Source organism: Chryseobacterium sp. HNCC26DJ240, from assembly GCF_057180485.1.
In genome coordinates, this window is sequence record NZ_JBXUGK010000004.1 from 62,797 (window position 1) to 82,541 (window position 19,745).

Genomic DNA, 19,745 nt, shown 5'->3' on the forward strand with positions numbered 1-19,745 from the left:
ATTATGAATAAAAAAATAATTCCTAAACTCAGTTTCTGGCAAATCTGGAATATGAATGTCGGTTTTTTCGGGATTCAGTATAGTTTCGGGCTTCAGCAGACTGCAGTAAATCCGTTATATTCATTTTTGGGTGCTCACGCAGACCAACTTCCAATTCTTAATTTGGCAGGTCCGGTTACGGGATTGTTGATTCAACCGTTGATAGGAGCGATAAGTGATAAGACCTGGAGTGTAAAATGGGGGAGACGGAAACCGTTCTTTTTGTTGGGTGCTATATTTTGTAGTTTGGCGTTGTTCGTTTTTCCATTCAGTTCTTCCATCTGGATGGCAGTCGGATTATTGTGGATTTTAGATGCTGCAAATAATACGGCAATGGAACCTTACAGAGCTTTTATTGGCGATAAACTTCCGGAGGAACAGCAAACCTATGGTTTTCAGATGCAGAGTCTGTTTGTAGGTGGTGGAATTACCTTGGCTAATTTATCTTTATTTGTTTTTCAGAAATATTTCGGAGGAAGTTCTGAATCCGGAGGAATTCCTGCTTGGGTTTATTATTCATTTTTCTTAGGGTCTTTCTGTTCGATTGCATCGGTGGTTTGGTCGGTTTACAAAACCCCTGAAATTCCGCCAACTGAAGAAGAATTGGTGCAATTAAAATTGGAAAAAGAAAATGACACAGTTTTCACGCCATTCGTTGATATTTTTACAGCCATAGTAAAAATGCCGAAAATACTTTGGCAATTGGCACTTGTTTACTTATTTCAATGGTATGCGCTTTTCTGTTACTGGCAGTTCGTTACGCCAATGATCAAGCAAACCTTGTATCAAGTTTCTGAAAATGATGAAGTAAAAGCTAAGCATATTCTTGAACTTTCAAAGACAGGTTTGGGAAATTCGATTGACATAGAATGGGCTCACAATGTACTTCGTTTGGTAGAAACGGCCGTTGGACAAACAGGATTAATGAATGGTTTTTATAATTTTATCACGATGATATCAGCATTGCTGCTTATTCCCTTTGCACTAAAATATTCTTCTAAAAATGTTTATATTTTTTGTCTTGTAGGTACAGGAATATCATTGTTGATTTTACCGTTCATTCAAAATGAATACTTGATATTACTACCGATGGTTCTTTTTGGAATCGGTTGGGCAGCGATGATGGGATTACCATATTCAATGGTTTCTCCGTCGATACCATCTAACAAAAGAGGCGTTTATATGGGCGTTATCAATATGATGATTGTTATTCCGATGTTGATTCAGACCATTTCATTTGGATTTATCTACAAATATTTCTTAGGCAACAACCCTTCAAATGCTATCATAATGGCGGGAATTTTATTTCTCTTAGCATCTTTATCGGTGATGATGATTAAAGTAAAGAAAATGGCTCATTAATTTATCCAAAAACTTTGATAATCATTCCAATATCAGCACTTTTATAATCCGCATAAAGATGAGAATGGAATTCATTCAGCTTTTTCAACGTTTTAAGAAATTCAGACTTTTCAGTATCATCCAATTTCCCGCATAAGATTTTTGAAGTTAGGTTGACATTAGAAACTGAGGCGTGGAAAATTTCTTCGCCTTTTTTTGTGAGATTTAATCGTTTACTGCGTTTGTCATCTTCATCATTTTTTTCTTCTAAAAATCCAGCTTCCAAGAGTCTTTTGATAATTTGAGTTCTAGTTTGTTTTTTATAACAGTTTTTTTCAATCAACTTAATTTTTGCCAAAAAAAGATTCATCTTCTAATGAACTGCCCCGAAAAAGTGTCAATTTTTTTTAGGGCAGTCTATATTATGTGAGAAGTTTTTTATTCCAATAATGAAACATGATCAATGTGAGGTTTTAGAAAAGAAATTCATAATGAACACACCGATGACAATGAATACAATGCCAACAATTGCTGCAAGATCCAACTTCTGTTTGAAAATAAAAACCGAAACTGCAGCAGTAAGCACGATACCCAAACCTGCCCAAATAGCATATGCAACTCCCAAAGGAATCATTTTCAAGGCCAGAGATAAGAAATAAAAGCATATCAGATAAGCAATAACGACTATCGCAGACGGGAACCACTTGGTAAATCCTTCGGAAGCTTTCATAAAGCTTGAACCAATGACCTCAAAGATAATGGCTAGACCGAGAAATAAATATTTCATAATTTTTAATTAATAAATGTATCTTCCAAATAGATTTCAAGATCCGTAGCTCTGTGTCCTAAAAGTTCTTCCAAATCGGGCGAAACCACATTATACTCATCATTTCTGATAATGGAAGCTAGCAGGGAAGAATACCAAACATCTATTTCGCTGACACCATATTCTTTCAGCTTTATTTCATAGTCTTTTGGTTCGGGACTTTGATAAGCTACTTTTTTTCCGGAGAATTCTGAAAGTAATTTTGCAATCTCAGAAAAAGAGTAGGAGATTATGCCTGTGAGTTTGTAGATTTTATTCTGGTGCCCGTCAGTGGCCAAAACATTTGCTATCGCTTTTCCCATCTCTTCCCTTTTGGCAAAAGATGCTTCTCCGTCTCCGGCTGGAAAAGAAATTCCTGTATTAACTACATCGTAACCTATAAAAAAGGGAAGTGTTTCTGCATAAAGACCATTTTGGAAAATGGTGTATGATAATCCGCTGGCGATAATATAATTTTCGGTAGTTGAATAAGCGTCGGTTAAAGGTCCTAATTTGGACTCAGTAACATCTTCATTTCTTGCTCCACTGGTGTAATAGATTTGAGAAACGCCTGCATCTTTGGCAGAATCTATTACGTTTTTGTGTTCTGTAAGAGCATCCTCACTACTTCCACTTACCAATAATAATTTTGTAATGCCTTGAACGGCCTTTTCAATGGAGGCTTTATCTGCATAATCGGCAATTCGGATTTCGATACCTTTGGTTTTGAGAGATTTTCCTTTTTCTTCAGACCTTACCATTGCGATGATTTGACCTGCTGAAATCTTTGTCAAAAGTTGATTGATGACTGCTGTTCCCAATTGTCCTGCTGCGCCTGTAACTAATATCATAATCTGTATTATTAAATTAATGATGCAAAGGAAAATATTAAAGGAAAATAATTTTTTGACAAATGTCAAAATAAGTTTACTTCTTTCTTATCCTGCTCAGTGTCTCCTGAGTGATGCCAAGATATGATGCAATGTGACCTAGAGATACGCGTTGTGTGACATCGTGTTGTTCTTTTAGCAAAGTATTATAACGCTCTTCAGCAGACTGGATGTGCAGCGAAATTATGCGTTCTTCCATAATTTTACAATATTCCTCGGCCATTATTCTGCCAATAGTTTCCATAGGATGATACCTTTTGTACAGCTCATTAAGATCATCCATTGTGATGTAATAATAGGTAGACTTCTCCAAAAACTGGATGTTTTCGAAAGAAGGAAGTTTGTAGAATAATGGTAAAATGGATCCTAAAATAATATTTTCGAACCCAAACCAGGAGTTGACCTCTTTGTCATCCTCCATAAAAAATGAGCGTACCAAACCTTTCTCAATGATAAACAGGCTAGAAACAATCTGTCCTTGTTTCAGGAAAAAATCTCCTTTTTGCTTTGTTTGGGATTTGATTCTGATGGAAAGTTCCTTCTCAATTTCGGGTGTCAGGCTTCCGTATTCTTTAAATTTTTTGATGAGTGGATTCATTGTATTTTAAAAGAAATATGATTTCAAAATTAAAGAAAACACTTAAATCTAAGGACTGATTTATTGATTAATTTATCTTTTGATATTAAAGAATTCTTATAATTTATTCTAAACAGACCTGCTTTTCTATTTGAAGTTATGGATGAAACCAACTTCAGGAACAACGCACTTTTTTTCAATCGTAAAAAGGGATTCATCGTTTTAATTGATTCCATATTTCGTAGAATCCTTTTTGGAAAAAATGCTGATTGCTTTTTTTTAAATTTAACGTTTTTTCTTTAATTCATGGATTTTTCCTTGCTCAAAAATTAGTTTTAAATTTCCATTACCAGGTAAACTTTCCCTTTCAAAATCTTTATGCTCTTTCCAAAATTTATAGAAAATGTGACTTTAAGTTCATAGTTCTCGGGTAATTTCAGTGACATTACTTCTTTCATGACTTAGTTAAATTGCTATTCTCTTACAAGTTGGATTATAGATTTTCCTCTCTCGTTTTATATATTAAAATTAAGGCTTAGGCTTAACTTTAACAGGATGTTTAATTGGTATATCTAAAATTTGGAAATTATTTAAACCTTTTAATAATCTTAGTTTAAGTATCTCCAATGTTATATCGAAATTTATAAAAAGGATTTTCTCATCAAAAAATAACAAGGAATTTTTTTTTAATTTTTTTATGCTGATAATCAATAATTCTAACATTTTAGTAAGTTATTGACTTTTAGGTGGGTACTTGTATGAAAGTGAGTGTGTACTTAGATTTGTGATAATATTAATCGAATAAAAAAAGTCGGAATATGAAAATTTTAGTATTTGGAGCCACAGGCTCACAACAATTTAATGTAATAGGCGAAGCAAAGAAAAAAGGTGCCGATGTAATTGCTGCAACAAGTTCAGAAAGTAGTTTTGACAAATTAGCTCGGGCGGGAGCAACGCCTGTTTTAGCAAATTTGGCTGATGCCGATAAAATTAACGAAATTACTAAAGATATTGATGCAATTGCCTTTATGATTCCTGTATCACTTCCTAACCCTTTTGATGGTTTGCAATATTCTAAAAATTTAATTGATGCAGCTAAAGCAAATGGAGTAAAGAAAATTGTTTGGAATACAAGCGGTTGGGTAGAATCCAAAAAAATTGGTTCCCCGGTAGATGATGTAAAAGTGGATGTTCAAGATTATTTGAAAAATAGTGGAGTGGATTATGTGATCATAGAACCAACTATTTATATGGAAAATATGATGGGTCCATTCTGTGCACCTTTTATTATCAGTGAGAAAAAAATAGCTTATCCTACACCTGAAGCAATGCCTATTGGATGGATTGCGTCAAGAGATGTGAGTGCATTTGTTGTTGAAGCAATTTATAATGAAGATTTAAAAGGAGATAATTTTAAAATTAGTGGGTTGGAAAATCTAAAAGGGGATGAATTAGCATCAGCCTTTTCTAATGGCGTAGGAGAAGAAATTGTTTATTATCCGCAAAAAGCTCAAGAATTTGGTGATATCTTAAAACCATTCGTAGGAGAGGCAGGAGCGTCAAGTGTTGCCACTTATTATGAAAACCTTCAAAATTCGACTGAATATCCTTTAAAATTCAATCCAAAGATGAATGAAATTCTAGAAAAACTTCCTGTAAAGATGACCTCATTGGCAGATTGGGCAAGGGACAACAAAGGTTATTTTATTAAATAAACTCACCATATATCGCTGGATAATATGTTTCGTTAGTGCACGTTGCTGATCATCATCATACAAGACGTATTTATTAGCAAAAAATCCCACCCTTTCATCGGCAAACCGCTTACGCATCGGTATTTTTGGAAGCAGGACAATCGAGGTGTTCAATCGTAAAGTGGTACTTCCGCTGCTTGATGCAGAATTGATGTAAGTTTTTGTTGTTTTGATTTCAATGTTGATAGGATAGACATCCACTGTTTCAATAAAAGATTTATCATCAGCAAGAGACGTTAGTTTTCTTTCTGTTTTCTCTTTATTCTCCAAGGAAAACATCGCATTGTCTTTTTTGAAGGCATCTGTTACCTCAATAACAACATCTCCTGTCACAGGATTGATGGTTCTTATGGGAAAAGCCGTCACAATGGGATTTTCATTACTACCTGCTAATGCTTTTGCGAGCATCGATTCCGGATTGCGGACATCTTGTTTGTACTGCAAAGATCTTAGAAGAACGGTATTATTGCTTCCTTTTTCAAAATAGATTGTCTGCTCGTTGGCTTTTTCACCACCAAAAATCCCCATTCCTTCTGGAGTTGAAAGATATCTGGTAACAACGATCATATAGCGATTAAATAAGCTGTCTGAAATTTGAAAATAATACTTATTATCCAGCTCATCAATTGTAAATAAACCTGATTTACTTACGGCATTTTTTTTAATAATCTTATCATAGGGCTGTAAACCTTTCTGCGGCGTGGTGGTGCTATCTGCTTTTTTTTCCGATTGGGTTTGAGCAAAGCCATGTTGAATAATAAACAACAAGATTATTAATTTCAATAATTTCTTCATTAGAATTAAAATGGAACTGTTTCGTTGGTATTTAAGGTAAGCTTTGGATTTTTTGTCAGTGCCGACAGCGGAAAAGGTATAATGTACAATCTTGAATTAGGCTGTAATGTATACGTTTTTTGAGGAACAGCTGTGTTGACCAATGGAAATAATCTTGTGACCGTTTTTGCGTAATCGGCTTCATTATTCAGTCTTTTAAGGTCAAAAAATCGATTGAAACCTAAGAGCAATTCTTTTCTGCGTTCGTTGATGACCAACTGCATCGTTACTTTTCTGGTGGATGGAACTGCTAAATTTATTGTACCCGATAAGATTCTCTTTGCTCTCAACGTATTTAAAATAGCTACAGCGTCATTGAATCTGTTTTGTCTGGCATGACATTCGGCAAGAATCAGATGAACCTCAGTGGTTTTCATCCCGACAGTCGGATAGAAAAATTTTGTGTATTGAGTTGCCCAATAGGCTGTATTGGAACCCTGATCCAGATTGGTCGAACTTGTAGAATTGAAAAACAAATTAAAACGTGCATCATTGTTCCCAAATAGAGTACGCAGTTCAGGACTGATGATATTACTTTGAGCAAAATTCATTTCATTATAGCCTGTCATGTACATATAACTCAATACTTCAATATTGTTGGCTGCAGGAACCGCAACTGCGTTGGGTCCTCCTTGTTGATTGTAAGCTACAAGGTCAAATATTTGATTATTGTAGCTTAACGATTTTTCAGCTGCTGCCTGAGCTTCTGCAATTTCACTTTTGAACAAATGAACTTTAGCTTTGAAAGCATAAGCAAATGCCAATGAAGGATGGTAAATATCAAGTGGTTTTGCCTGAATGTGGGGGAGAGCCTCTTCTATATCCTTCTGTATAAATTCATAAACTTGTGCTACCGTTGACTTTGATGGCTGAGCTTCCAGATCGAATTTATCCATAATGCAAATTCCTCCATCATTAGCAGAAGTCTGCGGATCATAGGCTTTTGCATAAGTGTTGACCAGCAAAAAGTGATCGTACGCTCTGTAAATTTTGGCTTCTGCTTTTGCCAATTGTTTCGTGCCTTCATCTCCTTTGCTGTTATCAACCAATGAAATAATGGTATTCCATCGGTTGATGTACGAATAAGCCTGATTGTAAAAGCTGGATGTTTTCATCAGTGAAACTCTATCTACACTTTCATCAAAGGTAAAATTAAGAATATCGATGTTGGGCGTTTTGCCTATCACATTGGCTTCTCTCATCCACTGATCGTCTGATAAATATTGAAAATTGTTGATAGGATATCCCCTGTTTGGCAATGATACCATTTCGTGAAACTGGTCTGCCGTTTCTATAACCAATGCTCCTTTTGGAGTAATATCTGTATAATCTTCGCAAGATGTTGTACTTAAAATCATCAGCGACAGCAATATAATTTTTATATGTTTCATTTTTTTAAAGTGTAAGATTAAAACCGAATAGAAATGTTTTTGGCAACGGCAAATTTCGCGTGCCTGAATTAACAGAATAAACCTCAGGATCAATACGATTTCCTGCGGCACTCCAGTACCAAAGATTGTTGACCTGTAGTGTAAATTTAGCCGACACCACTTTACTTTCATCAGTAAAAGATTTGGGCAGATTATAACTTAATGAAATATTTCTAAGCTTGATGTAATCGCCGTCTACCACATTGGCAGTTGAATTTCGCCATTGACTGCTGATTGTTCCTGCATAATTTCTAACACTTTCGTCAAAATCTACAAACAATCGTACATTGCCATTTTGGTTGACATCTGTATAACGACCAGCAATACCCGAAAGATTGACTGCATCTGAACTCATATCAAGAGTTTCCTTGCGCATCACATTCCCTCCTGAGAACACAAACAGGAAATTCAAATCGAATCCTTTATATGAAAATCTTTGTGACAGCGAACCGGTGTAAGTTGGTGTTAAACTTCCCATATTGACCAAGGCAGCAGAATTTGTTACTGTTTTTATCGCAGTTGAAACTGGATTTCCATTGGCGTCAAAAGTAATGGATGGATTTCCATTTTCATCTAAAACATAAGGATATCCGTTGATAGTTCCTCCATATTGATAAGCGTACAAACTATTGTAGGTCTCATTTTCCAGAAAGAAGTCTATCGGTGAACTCACATATACCGACGCATTGGATTGTGCTCTTGTTATTTTTCTGACCGTTGTTTTGTTAAAGCCTACAACCAGGGTAGAACCTATGCGAAATTCTTCTTTATTCAACCAATCCGAACCTATGCTGAATTCAACGCCTTTAACCACTCTGATATTTCGCGTGAAGCTATTCATCCCCAGCACATAAGTGATTTACTTCATGGATTAATTAAACTACGTTCATTTGGAATTAATAACCATTCGTACATCCTCAGCGGTCACAGCTGCGGTGCATGTATTGCCTTTCAAGCTATTCTTCAGCCGCCATCATACTACGGTCTTAGTCATATATCTTATGCACCTATTCCGGCAGCACTACTCGGTCTTAACGGTTTGTATGACCTTCCAGAATTGGTATATGGTTTAGGTGTATCCCACGATCACCTTAGCAAAGATTACAGAGGAATTCTAAATAACGCATATGGAACAGACGAAAAAAGATGGGCGGCAATAAGTCCAAGCCGCTTTGATGTTGACAGTATTAAAACACGTTTATTAGAGAATAAGGCACCTGCACTTATTATGATTGATAGTAGCTCTGAAGATCAGCTTGTGCCCTCTAATCAACTAGAAATTTTAAAAAAAAATTTATCAAATGTATCTGGACTTCAGACAATTGAGGGGAAAAGATGTAATGGAGATCATGCATCGCCATGGAATCAGGGTTTTCCGATTTGGCAGAATGTCAAGGATATTTTGGAGGTTTTAAAAAAATAAAATAAAATTTTAAAGCCTCACTCTCCGCAAAAGAATCCGTCTCACAACCGAGGCAGATTTTTTGATATCACTAGAGAATTTTGTATATTCATTTGTGATAATCAGATATTTGTTTATGAATTTTAAGCATTGTAATCAAAATCAGCAAGTGCTATTTCCCTATAGTTTTGAAGATTTGATTCCTGAGAATCATCTTGTCCGAGTGTTGAATAGTGTTTTAGATAAAATGAATATTGACCCGATACTTAAAATGTGCAGCAAAGGAAGAAATCCCAATTATCATCCCGTGATGATGCTCGAAATAATGTATTCTTGATAAATATGACAATAAAAAGTATTAGTTTTTGATATAAAATACTCAAGTTCCGCTTATCCGTAGACAGCTGAAATTGATTGAAAAATCTCAAAAAACGATTAAAAAAAATTTAATTTGTGACAGGAATCACTGTATTTGATTTCACTGATCATTTTGACGTAATAGAGTAAATTTGAAAATTAGCAAGTATTCAAAAAAATTTTTATGAAATTTACTATTGAAAATGGAAATGATATATGCTCTATCGGAATGAGTGATATTGGTAGCTACATTAGATTTAACTATCCACTAACTGTAGTCTGGAACGATTGCCAAGGTTCTTTTGGAAAGTATTTTAGCGTTTTACCTTATAATGAAGAGTATCGGAATACGGTTAGAGAGAAAATCAATGAAGATTTAAATCGAGATTTTACAAATAACATTCAGTGCTTGTGTAAAGTTTTACAACCTTTGTTTCCAATATTTAGGAATGGAAATTACATCTTACAATTTTATAATAACAAAGAAAAAGAATTTTTTGAGTACAAATCGTCAATTGACAATTTTGAAAAGTCAATATACGAAGATTTGGAGGTTGTATTTCCAAGTGAAATAACGGATATTAGAAATGCAAACAACGTAATTAAAAATCATAAACAATTTTTGAAAGAGGTCAAATTATCAAAAGAGTTTTATGCTTCTAGTTTATTAGACTATTCAACAAGTGGCATATATAAAGGTTTTGAATCTTTATATGCTACGCAACCACAACAAGATATTGACGGAAACAGAGTTACATATTTTGAAAATATAATTAAAAATGGAGCAAGACCATTTGCAATAATATTTAATGCTTATTTTGACGTGAAAGATTACTATTCGTCGAATTTTATTTTGGATGGGCATCATAAGTTATTAGCTTATAAAAATTAGGAATATATCCACCATTGGCAACAATTACATATAGTCCTGACAATATTGACGAAGTTGAATTTGATGCTAAAAAACTTGCCGAGTCGCTTTATCCTTGGCAAACTAAGCCATTGGTATGATAAGAATTTTTTAGATGAAAGTGCTGCGCAAGATGGTTTGGCAAAAAGTGAGAATGTTATTAAAGCAAATTCAGAAAGTAAAAATAGTAGTTTTTTAGATAGGCTTAACAATATGTTTGAATAAAGATATCTCTAACTTTAATGAAAAACTGAAAATCTCAAAAAACGATTCTTTTTTCAACACTTTATTTTCTAGTCTTTTTGTATAAGATGCTTTAGTCGAGGATCATTTTGAATTCGCTCCATTTCATTTTCCACAATAGATAAAATGTCTGTTTTGATTTTCTGGTAATTTGCATGAATTTCTTCCTTCATAGTATTTTCTCCAAACTCATTTTTAAAATTCACTATCTGTGGGATTTTCTGATATGATTTTGTTTCTGAAGCTACTTTTTCATTGTCAACAACAATTTCTGAGTGGAAAATTTTTTGTTCAATGCGTTCATCGAAATTGTCTGAAACAGCTCCAACAAACATTCCTTGTGTTAGAGTAGAAATTTTGGAAGCCGGTATTAAACTATCTAACTGTGTTGAGATAGAGGTGGTGGTATCATTTCTATTTATACTTAAGCTTTGTCGTTTTTGAAGTACTTTCCCAAATCTTTCTGAAAGATTTTTAGCGGTTTCTCCCACAACCTGTCCACTGAAAATATTTCCTACCGTATTTTGAATAACTTTACTTTCTTTATCTCCGTAATCACGAATAAGCTGAGAGTAATCCTGAAATCCTAAACAAACAGCGACCTTATTACTTCTGGCTGTAGCAATAAGATTATCTAATCCCCTGAAATAGATGGTGGGTAACTCATCAATAATAACCGAACTTTTTAGCTGTCCTTTCTTATTAATGAGTTTCACAATTCTGGAATTATACAGACCTAACGCAGCGGAATAAATATTTTGTCGATCCGGATTATTTCCCACACAAAGTATTTTGGGTTCTTCAGGATTATTAATATCTAATGTAAAATCATCGCCTGTCATTACCCAATACAGTTGTGGAGAAATCATTCTTGATAAAGGAATTTTTGCGGAAGCAATCTGTCCCTGAAGCTGATCCTGTGCACCACCTTGCCACGCATCCATAAAGGGTGAAAGATAATTTTCTAAATCAGGATAGGTCGTTAGTATGGTAAATACATCAGCGTATTTTTTGTTCAACAGCTCAATAGCATGAGGAAATGTACAATATTTTCCATTTTCATAAATATTTAAAAACCAAATAATAGCAGCCAATAGTATGATAGGACTCTCAACGAAAAAATCACCTTGCTTCTGAATCCAACTTCTGTTAAGATTCAGCATGATCGTATAAGCAGCTTCATAAGCATCAGAAATATCTGTCATGAAATCAGGATTCAGAGGGTTACAACGATGACTTTTGCTGGGGTCATCGAAATTAATAACATAAAATTTTGGTTTTACTTTGTACTTGTCTGTATGCTTAAGTAAGTGATTGTAAGCAATTGTAGAAAGGTCATCAAATTTAAAGTCATAGATATACATTGAGAAGCCTTTTTCTACGTGCTGTTTAATGTAATTATTTATGATTGCGTACGATTTACCTGAGCCTGGTGTACCTAAGACAATAGTTGCGCGAAAAGGATTTACAACATTAATCCACCCGTTATTCCATTGACCTTTATAATAAAATTTTGAAGGAAGGTTTACTGAATATTCATTTTGCATCAACTTTGTCTCCTGCTGAAAACTCTCATTTTCATTATTAAAAACATCTTCCATCAGATTAGTTCTTAAAAGGCGGCTAATCCAAACCCCTGACATCATTAAGCTGATATACCCACAGCATGTACTTAATATGTAGCAAAATATAGAATATTTAAAAAGAGAATTAAGAAATAACCCGTTAAAAAAGAAAAGTAGTATCCCAATAACTAAAGTAGCATTTATCTTTTTCCAGGTGATTTTTTCGTTTTTGACACCTTTCGTTCCCCAGCAACTTAATGCCAGAAGGACTACTGCAAAGACTTTAGTGTATAACGGATGAGAAAACAATCCTGCTGTTTTCTGAAAATTCGATAATATCTTATTAATGATCTCTAAAACCCATCCATGCTTTAAAAAAAAGGCATAACAAAACCAATAAAAATGCATTAAGATTAGTAGGATGCTTACTGCTCTCATGAATGCCATAATTTTGGCTAAACCTCTCAAATCATCTTCTCCCTGCATAATATCTATTTTCTAATTATTATGAACGTTCGAAGGTAATTTTGTAAAATGAGGAATTTTTAAGTTGTCTTCAGATGGCTTCTATTTTCATCTAAATGTACTTTTAATTGCGAATTTACTTAATAGTGTGAATTTCTATATTTTTAATTAAAAGACTGCCGGAACTCCAAAGGCGAAACATTGGTTTTTGATTTGAAAAGCTTACTGAACGATTGCGAATGCTCAAATCCCAGTTCATAAGCAATTTCCGAAACAGATAAATTGGTCGTTGTTAATTTTTCTTTGGCTTTTTCTATGATGGCGTTCTGAATATATTGCTGTGTGTTGAGTCCTGTCAATGAACTCAACATATCACTCAGATAACGTTGTGACAATTTTAATTCCGTGCTGATGTATTTCACAGATGGTAATCCCTCCCTTGGATTATTTCCCTCTTCAAAATAGTTGTCCAACAATTTGTCCAAAGAAGTGATGATGTCGTGACTGACAGCTTTCCTCGTCAAAAATTGCCTATTGTAAAAACGATTACTGTAATTCAACAGCAATTCTATCTGCGATACCAGAACATCCTGGCTGAAACCGTCAATATTGTTAGCTAATTCATTGGCTATTGAAGCAAATAAATTGGCGATAATTTCTTTTTCCTTTGCTGATAAAAATAAAGCTTCAGAAACATCATAAGAGAAAAATCCGTATTGACTGACTGTTTTTCCTAATGTGTAATTTCGGATAAAGTCCGGATGAAAATACAAAGCAATTCCTTCATAGCTTTCTATTTCTTCGGGTGGAAAAACAATTTGTTTCGGCTTCAGAAATGCCAATCCGCCTTCTTCAAAATCGTAATAGCCTTGTCCGTATTTTATCTGTCCTGTAAATGTAGGCTTAAAGGAAATCTTATAGAAATCAAGACTTACTCTTTGCCCTTTCGGGAACATATCTATTGAAACATTATTGTAGTCAACCAAAGCAATCAACGGATGCAATGGCGCAGGAAATCCCAGTACACGAACTAATTGTGATATACTTTTAATCTGATTGATATTGGATTGTTGCTGCATTTCGTTTACTAATTTAATCAATTTTGTTTTGACGGACGAATTACAATGTCGCCAATTTCAACATCGTCTGGCTGGCTTACTGCGTAAATTACAGCATTAGCTATGGCAATGGGATCTATGGCCATATTTTCCATTCCCTTTTGGATCGCTGTTTTCATCTCTTCGTTTCTGATGTTGTCCGCAAAATCTGTTTTCACAAATCCGGGCGAAATCCCAGTAATACGAATGTTTCCGTCAGACTCCTGACGAAACGCTTCTGCAATCGTGCGAACGGCATTTTTAGTTCCCGCATAAACGCCCTGAATTGGAACAATCTTTATTCCTGAAGTGGAGATGATATTGATGATATGTCCAAATTGTTGTAGTTTGAAAACAGGAATTGCGGCCGCCATCCCATATAAAACACCTTTGAGATTAATGTCAATCATTTCTTCCCAACCTTCAATATCCAATTCGTCAATGTGACTTAACTGGCTTATGCCTGCATTGTTGATGATGACATCTAATTTTCCGTATTGCTCAACTGCTGTATTAACCAAACGAAGTAAATCAGTTTTATTCTTCACATCGATTTTAACAAAGGTGGCTTCACCACCTTTGCTTTTAATTTCTTCAACAATTTGATGCAATTGTTCTGTACGTCTTGCACCCAGAACAACCTTAGCACCTCCTTTTGCTAATTCTAGAGCGGTGGCTTTACCCATTCCGCTGCTTGCACCTGTAATGGCGACAACTTTTCCTTTGATATTTTGCATTGCTATATTTTTTTTATCTGTCTATCTGTCTATCTGTTTTTCTAAAAATTCAGGATAACGGTCGCCCACCAATGTAATCCCATTGACTGTTGAATCAATTTTTGCCAGTTCATCGGTTGTTAAAACAATATTGGTACTGCCAATGTTTTCCTCTAAACGATGCAATTTTGTAGTCCCGGGAATCGGAACTATCCAAGGCTTTTGAGCTAAGAGCCAGGCCAATGCCAATTGTCCGGTTGTAATGTTTTTTTGTTGAGCGATCTCAGAAAGCGCTTCCACTAAAACCAGATTGGCCTTTATATTTTCTTCGCTGAAACGGGGAATCACATTTCTGCGGTCGATATCCTCCAATTTTTTGTTGATGATACCAGTTAGGAAGCCTTTACCCAAAGGGCTGAACGGAACGAAACCAATTCCTAATTCTTCTAAGGTTGATATGATTTCATTTTCCGGCTCTCTCCAAAACAGAGAGTATTCACTTTGTAATGCTGAAACCGGTTGAACTGAATGTGCTTTTCGAATCGTTGCAGCACTTGCTTCCGATAGACCGAAATATTTTACCTTGCCCTCCTGTATCAGGTCTTTTACAGTTCCTGCAACATCTTCTATCGGAACATTGGGGTCAACTCTGTGCTGATAAAGCAGATCAATGTAATCTGTTTTTAATCTTTTTAGAGATGCTTCAGTTACCGCTCTTATTGTTTCGGGTCTGCTATCCAGACCTATTGCTGGACTTGCATCTTTACAGCCAAACTTGGTAGCGATGACTACATCTTTTCTAAAGGGCTGTAATCCCTCGCCAACCAATTCTTCATTGGTGTAAGGTCCGTAGGCTTCTGCAGTGTCAAAGAATTTAACACCTCTTTCAACTGCGTTGTGCAGTAGTGTTATAGCATCTTTTTTATCAAGACCTTTTCCGTCTAAAAAGTTTAAACCCATACAACCAAATCCCAATGCGGAAACTTCCAATCCGCTATTTCCTAATTTTCTTTTTTGCATAATTCTTTTTTAAATTGTATCTAAACTCACTTTATTTCAATTGCAAAGTTCATGATTGTCATTCTGTAAATGGTAGTCATGTTGGTAAATATAGTAGTTAAATTGTCAAACGATTTTTTAGCAGTATATGGAAAATAACAGGCGATATTGCCGCTCTCTTGAATTATGGCAATATTCAAAGTGTTTGCTTAATATAATTTAATGTATGATAAAAATCATATAATTATTAGTCACATAATAAGGTCAAAGATTAGAAATTCCATCTTTCGTGCACTTATTTGGTGAAAATAATTGTCATTTTTCTCCCGTTTTTGTAAGAAATTATTAACATTTAGCATCTATTTTATAAAAATTTTAGAGATTTTCAAGCTGTTTGTTATCATACTTTAAAATTTGAGATAATTTTCCGAAGTTGGTTTTTTATTAACATTTAACTATCTTTAAATTAACACTTTCAATATCATATATCATTTTAATAATGATAACCTTATCATGCATATGGATCTTATCTTATCATACAAATTAGATATGTAAAATGCTGATATGCAGCAGTCAATGTAAAATTTATTTTTTTTTCTCGTTTGTATTTTTATATTTGTCATGTTACGTAAATGTTAACACTGATATGAGCCCAGACTTTATTCATACTTATGTTTCTGTTGATTGTGTTGTTTTTGGATTTGACTACGAAAACAGACTTAATATCTTATTGGTACAGAGACCATCCACTGATGTTCGGATCGAGAGACAGAGAAAACTGCCGGGTAGTTTAATTTATAGTAATGAAAGTGTTGATGATGCTGCTAATAGGGTATTGCAGGAATTAACAGGTATTAAAAAAATGGTACAGAAACAATTCAGATGTTTTGCGGATCCAATGCGTGCGAGTAATCAGAATGACATCAACTGGATGGGTTCTGAGTATAAACACAATATAGACAGAATAATTACTGTAGCCTATTTGTCACTCTGTAAAATTGACCGCAAAATTAATAGCAGTAAGTATGAAACTGTGGACTGGTATCCTGTAGACAAGGTGCCCGATTTACCTTTTGACCACAATAAAATAATCAGCGAATCTCTTGTAGAAATCAGAAAATGGATAGAATCAGACTTTTCAATTATATTTGAACTTCTCCCTAAGAAATTTACGATAAGAATGCTGTATCAGCTTTATAGTGCAATAAGTGAAAAATATGTTGATATCAAAAATTTTCATAAAAAGATTTCATCATTCAGCTATATTATTCCACTGGAAGAAATTGAAATGAATGTTTCTCACCGTGCCGCTAGATATTACAGGTTTGATGCACAGATATATAAAAAAAGCAATTCCAGACTAATTAAATAAACTTTCTTTTTCAAACATTATGTACTTAATTGGATACGATATTGGTAGTTCTTCTGTAAAGGTTTGTCTCATTGAGGCATCCAGTGGAAAGATAGTTGCCTCAGATTTCTCCCCAAAAAAAGAGATGAAAATAACCGCAATATATCCAGGATGGGCAGAGCAAAACCCTTCTGATTGGTGGCTTAATCTGAAGCTCGCACACGAGTCTGTAATGCACTCTTCCGGTATAAATCCTGAAGATATCAAAGCAATAGGAATTACCTGGCAAATGCACGGTTTAATTTTGGTGGATAAGGATCAGAATGTTCTCCGTCCATCCATTATCTGGTGTGACAGTCGTGCCGTGCCTTACGGTGAAAAGGCGTTCGAAGAAATAGGGAAAGATAAATGTCTTTCACATCTTTTGAATTCACCCGGCAACTTTACTGCTTCAAAGCTTGCGTGGGTAAAAGAAAATGAGCCTGAAATTTTTGAGAGAATTGATAAAATCATGCTGCCTGGAGATTACATTGCCATGAAGCTTTCCGGTGAAATTGGAATAACCGTTGAGGGGTTATCTGAAGGAATTTTCTGGGATTTTAAGAACAACTGTATCTCAGAAGATGTGATTAATTATTACGGAATTCCGAAAAATTTCTTCCCGGATATTATTCCTACTTTAGGTATCCAGTCTGCGGTCTCAGCTACTGCGGCAAGAGAATTGGGACTTAAAGAAGGTACACCAATTTCTTATAGAGCTGGAGATCAGCCGAACAATGCACTTTCACTGAATGTTTTTAATCCTGGTGAGATTGCTTCTACGGCAGGAACTTCAGGTGTTGTTTATGGTGTTTTAGATAAACTGGAATATGATCAGTTATCAAGAGTTAATACATTTGCTCATGTGAATCATACTCAGGAGCTAACAAGATTGGGAGTCTTGCTATGTATCAACGGAACTGGAATTTTAAATTCATGGCTGAAACACAACTTTGCAACTTCACTTTCTTCATACGGAGATATGAACGAGATGGCATCATTATCACCTGTCGGCTCAAAAGGTTTAAGTATAATTCCTTTTGGAAATGGTGCAGAAAGGGTTTTGGAAAACAAGGATACAAGATGTTCAATTCATGGTATCAATTTCAATATACATTCAAAAGGAGACATCCTCCGGGCTGCACAAGAAGGAATTGTCTTTTCATATGAGTATGGAATGAACATTATGAGAAATATGGGCATGGATATTCAGGTCATCCGTGCAGGAAATACCAATATGTTCCTAAGCTCAATTTTTCGACAATCACTTTCAAGTGTAAGCAATGCGGTGATTGAACTGTATGATACGGACGGTGCAGTGGGCGCTGCAAGGGCAGCAGGAATGGGAATTGGTTTTTATGCAGATTCTAAGGAAGCTTTTGCATCCCTTGAGAAAATCGCAGTAATAGAGCCGGAAACAGATAAGAAGGAACAATATTCAGAAGCCTATTCAAGATGGCACGAGCATCTTAACGAGATAAAATAACCCCCTTACAAAGACAGTATTTCATGATACTTATTGATGTTAAAAAAGTCAGTGAGAAGGGGTCTTCTACGACAAAAATCAACTATATAAAACAAATAAAATTAAATATATATGAGTACATTAAACGGAGTTAAACAGTTTTTTCCAGGTATTTCGGAAATAAAATTTGAAGGTAGGGAAAGCAGAAATCCATTGGCATTCCGATATTATGATGCAGAGCGAATCGTAATGGGAAAACCCATGAAAGAGTGGACACGTTTTGCAATGGCATGGTGGCACACCTTATGTGCAGACGGAAATGACCCATTTGGGGGCGCAACCATTCATCATCCTTGGAACAAAGAAGTTGACGTAGTTTCAAGGGCAAAATATAAAATGGATGCAGGTTTTGAATTTATGTCTAAAATAGGTTTCGAATACTATTGTTTTCATGACACGGATCTTGTGGATCCTGCCAATAACTGGAAGGATTACGAGAAAAACCTTCAGGCTGTTGTAGAATATGCCAAAGAAAAGCAGAAAGAAACAGGTATCAAACTTTTATGGGGAACAGCTAATGTTTTCACTCATCAAAGATACATGAACGGTGCGTCTACCAACCCAAACTTTGACGTCGTAGCTTGCGCAGGTACTCAGGTCAAAAACTCTATTGACGCGACGATTGCTCTAGGTGGTGAAAATTATGTATTCTGGGGTGGAAGAGAAGGATATATGAGCCTTCTGAATACCGATATGAAACGTGAAAAAGATCATTTAGCCCGTTTTCTGATGATGTCTCGTGATTATGCCCGCAAACAAGGTTTTGAAGGAACGTTCCTCATCGAACCAAAACCAATGGAACCTACCAAACATCAGTATGACTATGATTCTGAAACTGTAATCGGATTCTTAAGACATTATGGATTAGATAAAGATTTTAAATTAAATATTGAAGTCAATCATGCGACATTGGCAGGACATACTTTCGAACATGAACTTCAGGTAGCAGTGGATGCAGGGCTTCTGGGAAGCATTGATGCTAACCGGGGAGATAATCAAAACGGATGGGATACGGATCAATTTCCGATCGACTACTTAGAGATGGTTCAGGCATGGTTAGTACTTCTTCCGGCAGGAGGTTTAGGTAAAGGAGGGGTTAATTTTGATGCGAAGATCAGAAGAAATTCAATTGATCAGGAAGATCTATTTATCTCACATATTTCAGGAATGGATGTTTTTGCCAAAGGATTGTTAGCTGCTGCAGATATTCTTGAACAGTCGGATTACAAAAAATTAAGAACAGACCGTTATTCATCATTCGACAATGGAAATGGTAAAGCTTTCGAAAACGGAGGTCTTACTCTGGAAGATCTTCAGAAGATTGCCCATGAGACAGGAGAACCTCAGCCTAAAAGCGGAAAACAGGAATTATTCGAATCTATCGTGAATATGTATATCTAAAAAAA

General features: G+C 35.2%; 20 protein-coding genes. 9 read left to right on the plus strand and 11 right to left on the minus strand.

From position 1 onward, the window contains the following. Window positions 1-3: 3 nt before the first annotated feature. Window positions 4-1,401, plus strand: a complete 1,398-nt coding sequence (locus AC2A1G_RS08830; protein WP_484046554.1) for an MFS transporter — start codon at window positions 4-6, stop codon at window positions 1,399-1,401. Between the two features lies 1 nt (window position 1,402). Here AC2A1G_RS08830 and AC2A1G_RS08835 read toward each other — a convergent pair whose 3' ends face one another. From AC2A1G_RS08835 to AC2A1G_RS08850, 4 genes are all read right to left on the minus strand, one after another. Further along, window positions 1,403-1,723 carry a MarR family winged helix-turn-helix transcriptional regulator gene (locus AC2A1G_RS08835; protein WP_404986302.1) on the minus strand — a complete coding sequence of 107 codons (321 nt, stop codon included), beginning with the start codon at window positions 1,721-1,723 and terminating at the stop codon, window positions 1,403-1,405. 117 nt (window positions 1,724-1,840) lie between these two features. Then, entirely contained in the window at window positions 1,841-2,167 is a 327-nt protein-coding gene (locus AC2A1G_RS08840) for a DMT family transporter (protein ID WP_484046555.1), read from the minus strand. Window positions 2,168-2,172: 5 nt separating this feature from the next. Beyond that, window positions 2,173-3,036, minus strand: a complete 864-nt coding sequence (locus AC2A1G_RS08845; RefSeq protein WP_484046556.1) for an SDR family oxidoreductase — start codon at window positions 3,034-3,036, stop codon at window positions 2,173-2,175. 76 nt (window positions 3,037-3,112) lie between these two features. Next, complete coding sequence (locus AC2A1G_RS08850; protein ID WP_484046557.1) at window positions 3,113-3,673, minus strand: Crp/Fnr family transcriptional regulator; 561 nt, start codon at window positions 3,671-3,673, stop codon at window positions 3,113-3,115. 797 nt (window positions 3,674-4,470) lie between these two features. Here AC2A1G_RS08850 and AC2A1G_RS08855 point away from each other — a divergent pair. Further along, entirely contained in the window at window positions 4,471-5,367 is an 897-nt protein-coding gene (locus tag AC2A1G_RS08855) for an SDR family oxidoreductase (protein WP_484046558.1), read from the plus strand. On the opposite strand, the gene AC2A1G_RS08860 is transcribed toward AC2A1G_RS08855, so the two are convergent. Genes AC2A1G_RS08860 through AC2A1G_RS08870 form a run of 3 tightly spaced genes read right to left on the minus strand, consistent with a single transcriptional unit; the run spans window position 5,320 to window position 8,511 of the window. Further along, window positions 5,320-6,201 carry a DUF5117 domain-containing protein gene (locus AC2A1G_RS08860; RefSeq protein WP_484046559.1) on the minus strand — a complete coding sequence of 294 codons (882 nt, stop codon included), beginning with the start codon at window positions 6,199-6,201 and terminating at the stop codon, window positions 5,320-5,322. The two genes, AC2A1G_RS08855 and AC2A1G_RS08860, sit on opposite strands and share 48 nt — an antisense overlap. Window positions 6,202-6,206: 5 nt before the next feature. Further along, window positions 6,207-7,631 (minus strand): RagB/SusD family nutrient uptake outer membrane protein, encoded by a 1,425-nt coding sequence (locus AC2A1G_RS08865; protein WP_484046560.1) that lies wholly within the window; start codon window positions 7,629-7,631, stop codon window positions 6,207-6,209. Window positions 7,632-7,635: 4 nt separating this feature from the next. Further along, window positions 7,636-8,511 (minus strand): hypothetical protein, encoded by an 876-nt coding sequence (locus tag AC2A1G_RS08870; protein WP_484046561.1) that lies wholly within the window; start codon window positions 8,509-8,511, stop codon window positions 7,636-7,638. A gap of 198 nt (window positions 8,512-8,709) precedes the next feature. Here AC2A1G_RS08870 and AC2A1G_RS08875 point away from each other — a divergent pair, with 198 nt between their 5' ends. The 4 genes from AC2A1G_RS08875 to AC2A1G_RS08890 all read left to right on the plus strand — a co-directional run bounded on the left by AC2A1G_RS08875 (window position 8,710) and on the right by AC2A1G_RS08890 (window position 10,564). Continuing rightward, on the plus strand, window positions 8,710-9,093 hold the full coding sequence (locus tag AC2A1G_RS08875) for a hypothetical protein (protein ID WP_484046562.1): 384 nt from the start codon (window positions 8,710-8,712) through the stop codon (window positions 9,091-9,093). Window positions 9,094-9,208: 115 nt separating this feature from the next. Next, window positions 9,209-9,409, plus strand: coding sequence for a transposase (locus AC2A1G_RS08880; RefSeq protein WP_484046563.1), 201 nt, complete (start codon window positions 9,209-9,211; stop codon window positions 9,407-9,409). Window positions 9,410-9,613: 204 nt separating this feature from the next. Beyond that, window positions 9,614-10,321 carry a hypothetical protein gene (locus AC2A1G_RS08885; protein WP_484046564.1) on the plus strand — a complete coding sequence of 236 codons (708 nt, stop codon included), beginning with the start codon at window positions 9,614-9,616 and terminating at the stop codon, window positions 10,319-10,321. 63 nt (window positions 10,322-10,384) lie between these two features. Next, the gene (locus tag AC2A1G_RS08890) at window positions 10,385-10,564 is read left to right on the plus strand and encodes a hypothetical protein (RefSeq protein ID WP_484046565.1); all 180 of its coding nucleotides are present in this window, start codon (window positions 10,385-10,387) and stop codon (window positions 10,562-10,564) included. A gap of 68 nt (window positions 10,565-10,632) precedes the next feature. On the opposite strand, the gene mobC is transcribed toward AC2A1G_RS08890, so the two are convergent. The 4 genes from mobC to AC2A1G_RS08910 form a co-directional block, all read right to left on the minus strand. Continuing rightward, a complete protein-coding gene (mobC, locus tag AC2A1G_RS08895; RefSeq protein WP_484046566.1) occupies window positions 10,633-12,633 on the minus strand; it encodes a conjugal transfer protein MobC in 2,001 nt (666 codons plus the stop codon). Window positions 12,634-12,776: 143 nt separating this feature from the next. Then, window positions 12,777-13,712, minus strand: a complete 936-nt coding sequence (locus AC2A1G_RS08900) for a helix-turn-helix domain-containing protein (RefSeq protein ID WP_484046567.1) — start codon at window positions 13,710-13,712, stop codon at window positions 12,777-12,779. Next, window positions 13,709-14,446: an SDR family oxidoreductase gene (locus AC2A1G_RS08905; protein ID WP_484046568.1), complete on the minus strand. Its 738-nt coding sequence runs from the start codon at window positions 14,444-14,446 to the stop codon at window positions 13,709-13,711. The genes AC2A1G_RS08900 and AC2A1G_RS08905 overlap by 4 nt, the downstream gene beginning before the upstream one ends. 21 nt (window positions 14,447-14,467) lie before the next feature. Continuing rightward, on the minus strand, window positions 14,468-15,445 hold the full coding sequence (locus AC2A1G_RS08910; protein ID WP_484046569.1) for an aldo/keto reductase: 978 nt from the start codon (window positions 15,443-15,445) through the stop codon (window positions 14,468-14,470). Window positions 15,446-16,070: 625 nt separating this feature from the next. On the opposite strand from AC2A1G_RS08910, the gene AC2A1G_RS08915 reads away from it, so the two are divergent. The 3 genes from AC2A1G_RS08915 (at window position 16,071) to xylA (ending at window position 19,740) form a co-directional block, all read left to right on the plus strand. Further along, the gene (locus AC2A1G_RS08915; protein WP_484046570.1) at window positions 16,071-16,796 is read left to right on the plus strand and encodes an NUDIX hydrolase; all 726 of its coding nucleotides are present in this window, start codon (window positions 16,071-16,073) and stop codon (window positions 16,794-16,796) included. A gap of 19 nt (window positions 16,797-16,815) precedes the next feature. Then, entirely contained in the window at window positions 16,816-18,300 is a 1,485-nt protein-coding gene (locus AC2A1G_RS08920) for a xylulokinase (protein ID WP_484046571.1), read from the plus strand. A 111-nt stretch (window positions 18,301-18,411) separates the two neighbouring features. Next, window positions 18,412-19,740, plus strand: a complete 1,329-nt coding sequence (gene xylA, locus AC2A1G_RS08925; RefSeq protein ID WP_484046572.1) for a xylose isomerase — start codon at window positions 18,412-18,414, stop codon at window positions 19,738-19,740. Window positions 19,741-19,745: the final 5 nt, after the last annotated feature.